The sequence below is a fragment of the Modicisalibacter sp. MOD 31.J genome (assembly GCF_020147985.1).
GTDB lineage: Bacteria > Pseudomonadota > Gammaproteobacteria > Pseudomonadales > Halomonadaceae > Modicisalibacter > Modicisalibacter coralii.
The window spans coordinates 1-5,766 of record NZ_JAGXFF010000008.1 but is presented as its reverse complement, the minus strand read 5'-3'; the positions used below and the strand labels follow the sequence as shown (position 1 = coordinate 5,766).

Sequence of the window (5,766 nt, the reverse complement as noted above, 5' to 3'; positions counted from 1 at the left end):
GAAACGCAAAAACCCCAGCCGATTGGCTGGGGTTTTCCGAAAAGATGCCTGACGATGACCTACTCTCGCATGGGGAGACCCCACACTACCATCGGCGCTGAGCGGTTTCACTGCTGAGTTCGGCATGGGGTCAGGTGGGACCCGCTCGCTATGGTCGTCAGGCGTAACCGTGGCGTGCTGCAGAGCCTGCAGCACCCAACTACCTGGTGCGCTTCAACAACGTGATCAAGCTGATCGAGTCGACTCTCGCGACGTATCCGTCGTGTCTCGCCCACAGGGCCACTCAGGCCCCTTGGGTGTTATATGGTCAAGCCTCACGGACCATTAGTACGCGTTAGCTCAACGCCTCGCAGCGCTTCCACATCGCGCCTATCAACCTCGTCGTCTTCGAGGGTCCTTCAGGGGGCGCGAGGCCCCAGGGAAGTCTCATCTTGAAGGGGGCTTCCCGCTTAGATGCTTTCAGCGGTTATCCCGTCCGTACATAGCTACCCGGCAGTGCGATTGGCATCACAACCGGAACACCAGCGGTACGTCCACTCCGGTCCTCTCGTACTAGGAGCAGCACTTCGCAAACTTCCGACGCCCACGGCAGATAGGGACCGAACTGTCTCACGACGTTCTAAACCCAGCTCGCGTACCACTTTAAATGGCGAACAGCCATACCCTTGGGACCGACTTCAGCCCCAGGATGTGATGAGCCGACATCGAGGTGCCAAACACCGCCGTCGATGTGAACTCTTGGGCGGTATCAGCCTGTTATCCCCGGAGTACCTTTTATCCGTTGAGCGATGGCCCTTCCATACAGAACCACCGGATCACTAGAACCTACTTTCGTACCTGCTCGACGTGTCTGTCTCGCAGTTAAGCACCCTTATGCTCTTGCACTCAATGCACGATTTCCAACCGTGCTGAGGGTACCTTCGTGCTCCTCCGTTACGCTTTGGGAGGAGACCGCCCCAGTCAAACTACCCACCACACACTGTCCTTACACCGGATCACGGTGCGAAGTTAGAACGCCAATGATGCCAGGCTGGTATTTCAAGGTCGGCTCCACCCGGACTGGCGTCCGGGTTTCCAAGCCTCCCAGCTATCCTACACAAGCAACATCAGCGTCCAGTGTGAAGCTATAGTAAAGGTTCACGGGGTCTTTCCGTCTAGCCGCGGGTACACAGCATCTTCACTGCGATTTCAATTTCACTGAGTCTCGGGTGGAGACAGCGTGGCCATCATTACGCCATTCGTGCAGGTCGGAACTTACCCGACAAGGAATTTCGCTACCTTAGGACCGTTATAGTTACGGCCGCCGTTTACCGGGGCTTCGATCAGGAGCTTCGCCTTACGGCTAACACCATCACTTAACCTTCCGGCACCGGGCAGGCGTCACACCCTATACGTCCGCTTACGCGTTGGCAGAGTGCTGTGTTTTTAATAAACAGTTGCAGCCACCTGGTATCTTCGACCGGCTTCCGCTCCACCCGCGAGGGGCTTCACGTAATGCCGGCGTGCCTTCTCCCGAAGTTACGGCACCATTTTGCCTAGTTCCTTCACCCGAGTTCTCTCAAGCGCCTGGGTATTCTCTACCTGACCACCTGTGTCGGTTTGGGGTACGGTCTCACGTGATCTGAAGCTTAGAGGCTTTTCCTGGAAGCGTGGCATCGATGACTTCCGGACCGTAGTCCGTTCGTCTCGTGTCTCGGCCTTGAGCGCCCGGATTTCCCTGAGCCCTCGGCCTACGCACTTTCACCGGGGCAACCAACGCCCGGCTCACCTAGCCTTCTTCGTCCCCCCATCGCAATCACGCGAGGTACGGGAATATTGACCCGTTTCCCATCGACTACGCCTTTCGGCCTCGCCTTAGGGGCCGACTCACTCTGCTCCGATTGACGTCGAACAGAAACCCTTGGTCTTCCGGCGGGGGAGGTTTTCACTCCCCTTATCGTTACTCATGTCAGCATTCGCACTCGTGATACCTCCAGCATGCCTCTCGACACACCTTCATCGGCGTACACGACGCTCCTCTACCGCTCGCCATTCGGCGAACCCGTAGCTTCGGCATCTGGTTTAGCCCCGTTACATCTTCCGCGCAGGCCGACTCGACTAGTGAGCTATTACGCTTTCTTTAAAGGATGGCTGCTTCTAAGCCAACCTCCTAGCTGTCTAAGCCTTCCCACATCGTTTCCCACTTAACCAGAATTTGGGGGCCTTAGCTGACGGTCTGGGTTGTTTCCCTTTTCACAACGGACGTTAGCACCCGCTGTGTGTCTCCCACGCTGCACTCACCGGTATTCGGAGTTTGCCTCGGTTTGGTAACCCGGGATGGGCCCCTAGCCGAAACAGTGCTCTACCCCCGGCGGTGATACGTGAGGCGCTACCTAAATAGCTTTCGAGGAGAACCAGCTATCTCCGAGCTTGATTAGCCTTTCACTCCGATCCACAGCTCATCCGAATCTTTTTCAACAGATCCCGGTTCGGGCCTCCAGTTGATGTTACTCAACCTTCACCCTGGCCATGGATAGATCGCCCGGTTTCGGGTCTATATCCAGCGACTGGTCGCCCAGTTAAGACTCGGTTTCCCTACGCCTCCCCTATTCGGTTAAGCTCGCCACTGAATATAAGTCGCTGACCCATTATACAAAAGGTACGCGGTCACACTACGTGAGTGCTCCCACTGCTTGTACGCACACGGTTTCAGGGTCTATTTCACTCCCCTCTCCGGGGTTCTTTTCGCCTTTCCCTCACGGTACTGGTTCACTATCGGTCAGCCAGGAGTATTTAGCCTTGGAGGATGGTCCCCCCGTCTTCAGTCAAGGTTTCACGTGCCCCGACCTACTCGATTTCACGCTGATCGGATTTCGGCTACGGGACTATCACCCTGTATCGTCAGGCTTCCCAGCCTGTTCGCCTATCGGTCACAACGCTTAAGGGCTACTCCCCGTTCGCTCGCCGCTACTGGGGGAATCTCGGTTGATTTCTTTTCCTCGGGGTACTTAGATGTTTCAGTTCCCCCGGTTCGCCTCGCCATGCTATGGATTCACATGGCGATACTCAGGTTACCCTGAGTGGGTTGCCCCATTCGGAGATGTCCGGGTCACAGGTCATTTGCCACCTCGCCGAACCTTATCGCAGGCTGTCACGTCCTTCATCGCCTCTGGCTGCCTAGGCATCCACCGTGTGCGCTTCATCGCTTGACCATATAACCCCAAGGGGTCTGGTGCGATGACACGATCGCCGGATACGCTCGAGAGTCGTATCTCGTTTGTCTCTTCCTCTCGGAAGAAACGTTGTCAGCTTGATTCACATTGTTAAAGAGCGTTTAGAGCCATAAGCTCTAAGCTGTAAGCTTTACGTGACCGTCATCGACGTGTCACCCAAAACCTATAGCTTAGGACTTATAGAAAGACTGTAGAGCATCGTTTCAGGCCAAGGCGAAAGACGGCGACGCCTAGTGCGCTAGGCGAGTCGGCTTTCAACGCCGGACTGGGACGATGTGGTGGAGCCTACCGGGATCGAACCGGTGACCTCCTGCGTGCAAGGCAGGCGCTCTCCCAGCTGAGCTAAGGCCCCCTATACAAGATGCAAGAAGGAAGGACGAAGAAGGAAGAAGCGATCTTCTTTCTTACCTCTTCTCTCTGACCTCTTGGATTGGTGGGTCTGGGCAGACTCGAACTGCCGACCTCACCCTTATCAGGGGTGCGCTCTAACCAACTGAGCTACAGACCCAGCACCGTACTAACTGCTAAGCCCGTGTGACCCGCTGGCCCTGGGCAACTCCCACAGTCGTTGCTCTATTCCGATCAGGTAATTCATTGTGGACACTTGACCAGACACGATAACGTGTCGGTTAAGGAGGTGATCCAGCCGCAGGTTCCCCTACGGCTACCTTGTTACGACTTCACCCCAGTCATGAACCACACCGTGGTGATCGCCCTCCGAAGTTAGGCTAACCACTTCTGGTGCAGTCCACTCCCATGGTGTGACGGGCGGTGTGTACAAGGCCCGGGAACGTATTCACCGTGACATTCTGATTCACGATTACTAGCGATTCCGACTTCACGGAGTCGAGTTGCAGACTCCGATCCGGACTGAGACCGGCTTTCCGAGATTGGCTCCCCCTCGCGGGATTGCAACCCTTTGTACCGGCCATTGTAGCACGTGTGTAGCCCTACCCGTAAGGGCCATGATGACTTGACGTCGTCCCCACCTTCCTCCGGTTTGTCACCGGCAGTCTCCCTAGAGTTCCCGACCGAATCGCTGGCAAATAGGGACAAGGGTTGCGCTCGTTACGGGACTTAACCCAACATTTCACAACACGAGCTGACGACAGCCATGCAGCACCTGTCTCTCGGCTCCCGAAGGCACTCCACCGTCTCCGGCGGATTCCGAGGATGTCAAGGGTAGGTAAGGTTCTTCGCGTTGCATCGAATTAAACCACATGCTCCACCGCTTGTGCGGGCCCCCGTCAATTCATTTGAGTTTTAACCTTGCGGCCGTACTCCCCAGGCGGTCGACTTATCGCGTTAACTGCGCCACTAAGTCCTCAAGGGACCCAACGGCTAGTCGACATCGTTTACGGCGTGGACTACCAGGGTATCTAATCCTGTTTGCTACCCACGCTTTCGCACCTCAGCGTCAGTGTCAGTCCAGAAGGCCGCCTTCGCCACTGGTATTCCTCCCGATCTCTACGCATTTCACCGCTACACCGGGAATTCTACCTTCCTCTCCTGCACTCTAGCTAAACAGTTCCGGATGCCATTCCCAGGTTGAGCCCGGGGCTTTCACAACCGGCTTACTTAGCCGCCTACGCGCGCTTTACGCCCAGTAATTCCGATTAACGCTTGCACCCTCCGTATTACCGCGGCTGCTGGCACGGAGTTAGCCGGTGCTTCTTCTGCGGGTGATGTCGTCCGTACCGGGTATTAACCGGCACGCTTTCTTCCCCGCTGAAAGTGCTTTACAACCCGAAAGCCTTCTTCACACACGCGGCATGGCTGGATCAGGCTTGCGCCCATTGTCCAATATTCCCCACTGCTGCCTCCCGTAGGAGTCTGGGCCGTGTCTCAGTCCCAGTGTGGCTGATCATCCTCTCAGACCAGCTACGGATCGTCGCCTTGGTGAGCCGTTACCTCACCAACCAGCTAATCCGACATAGGCTCATCCGATAGCGCAAGGTCCGAAGATCCCCTGCTTTCTCCCGTAGGACGTATGCGGTATTAGCCTGGGTTTCCCCAGGTTATCCCCCACTACCGGGCAGATTCCTATGCATTACTCACCCGTCCGCCGCTCGTCGGCATCCAGCAAGCTGGACCCGTTACCGCTCGACTTGCATGTGTTAAGCCTGCCGCCAGCGTTCAATCTGAGCCATGATCAAACTCTTCAGTTGAAAGTCTGATAGTCCGTTAGGCGGACCAAACCTGGCTCAAGGTTCAAACGTCTATTGACGAGACGCTTGCCTTGATATCATGTGACAGTGTCACCGTATCGTGGCCAAGCGCCCACATGAATTACCTGATCGACTTGTTAAAGAGCATCGCGTCGTTTACCCGAAGGCGCCTCGCCGCGAGAGAGGCGTATTCTACCGATTCGCGCTGCGCTGTCAAGCCTCGGTGGCCGGTGCCGAACACCGGATGAGATCAGCCATCGATCTCGGCCGCGCTTGACCGCTGACCCCGAAAGGCCGGCGAATCGTGGGAGCGAAGTCTACAGCCTTCGAGGCGATCCGGCAAGCGATTTGTTCACCGCCGTTTTCCAAAACCCTCGAAGAAACAG

The 5,766-nt window shown here is 56.2% G+C and carries 2 tRNA genes and 3 rRNA genes; all 5 read right to left on the bottom strand.

Features of this window, described 5'->3' with window-relative positions:
- Window positions 1-46: 46 nt before the first annotated feature.
- A 5S ribosomal RNA gene (gene rrf / locus KGR00_RS22325) occupies window positions 47-162 on the bottom strand.
- 141 nt (window positions 163-303) lie between these two features.
- Window positions 304-3,191, bottom strand: a 23S ribosomal RNA gene (locus tag KGR00_RS22320).
- A 297-nt stretch (window positions 3,192-3,488) separates the two neighbouring features.
- A tRNA-Ala gene (locus tag KGR00_RS22315) sits at window positions 3,489-3,564 on the bottom strand.
- 79 nt (window positions 3,565-3,643) lie between these two features.
- Window positions 3,644-3,720 (bottom strand) — tRNA-Ile (locus KGR00_RS22310).
- A gap of 122 nt (window positions 3,721-3,842) precedes the next feature.
- Window positions 3,843-5,380 (bottom strand): 16S ribosomal RNA (locus KGR00_RS22305).
- Together the 16S, 23S and 5S rRNA genes with 2 tRNA genes alongside form the textbook arrangement of a ribosomal RNA operon.
- Window positions 5,381-5,766 lie beyond the last annotated feature (386 nt).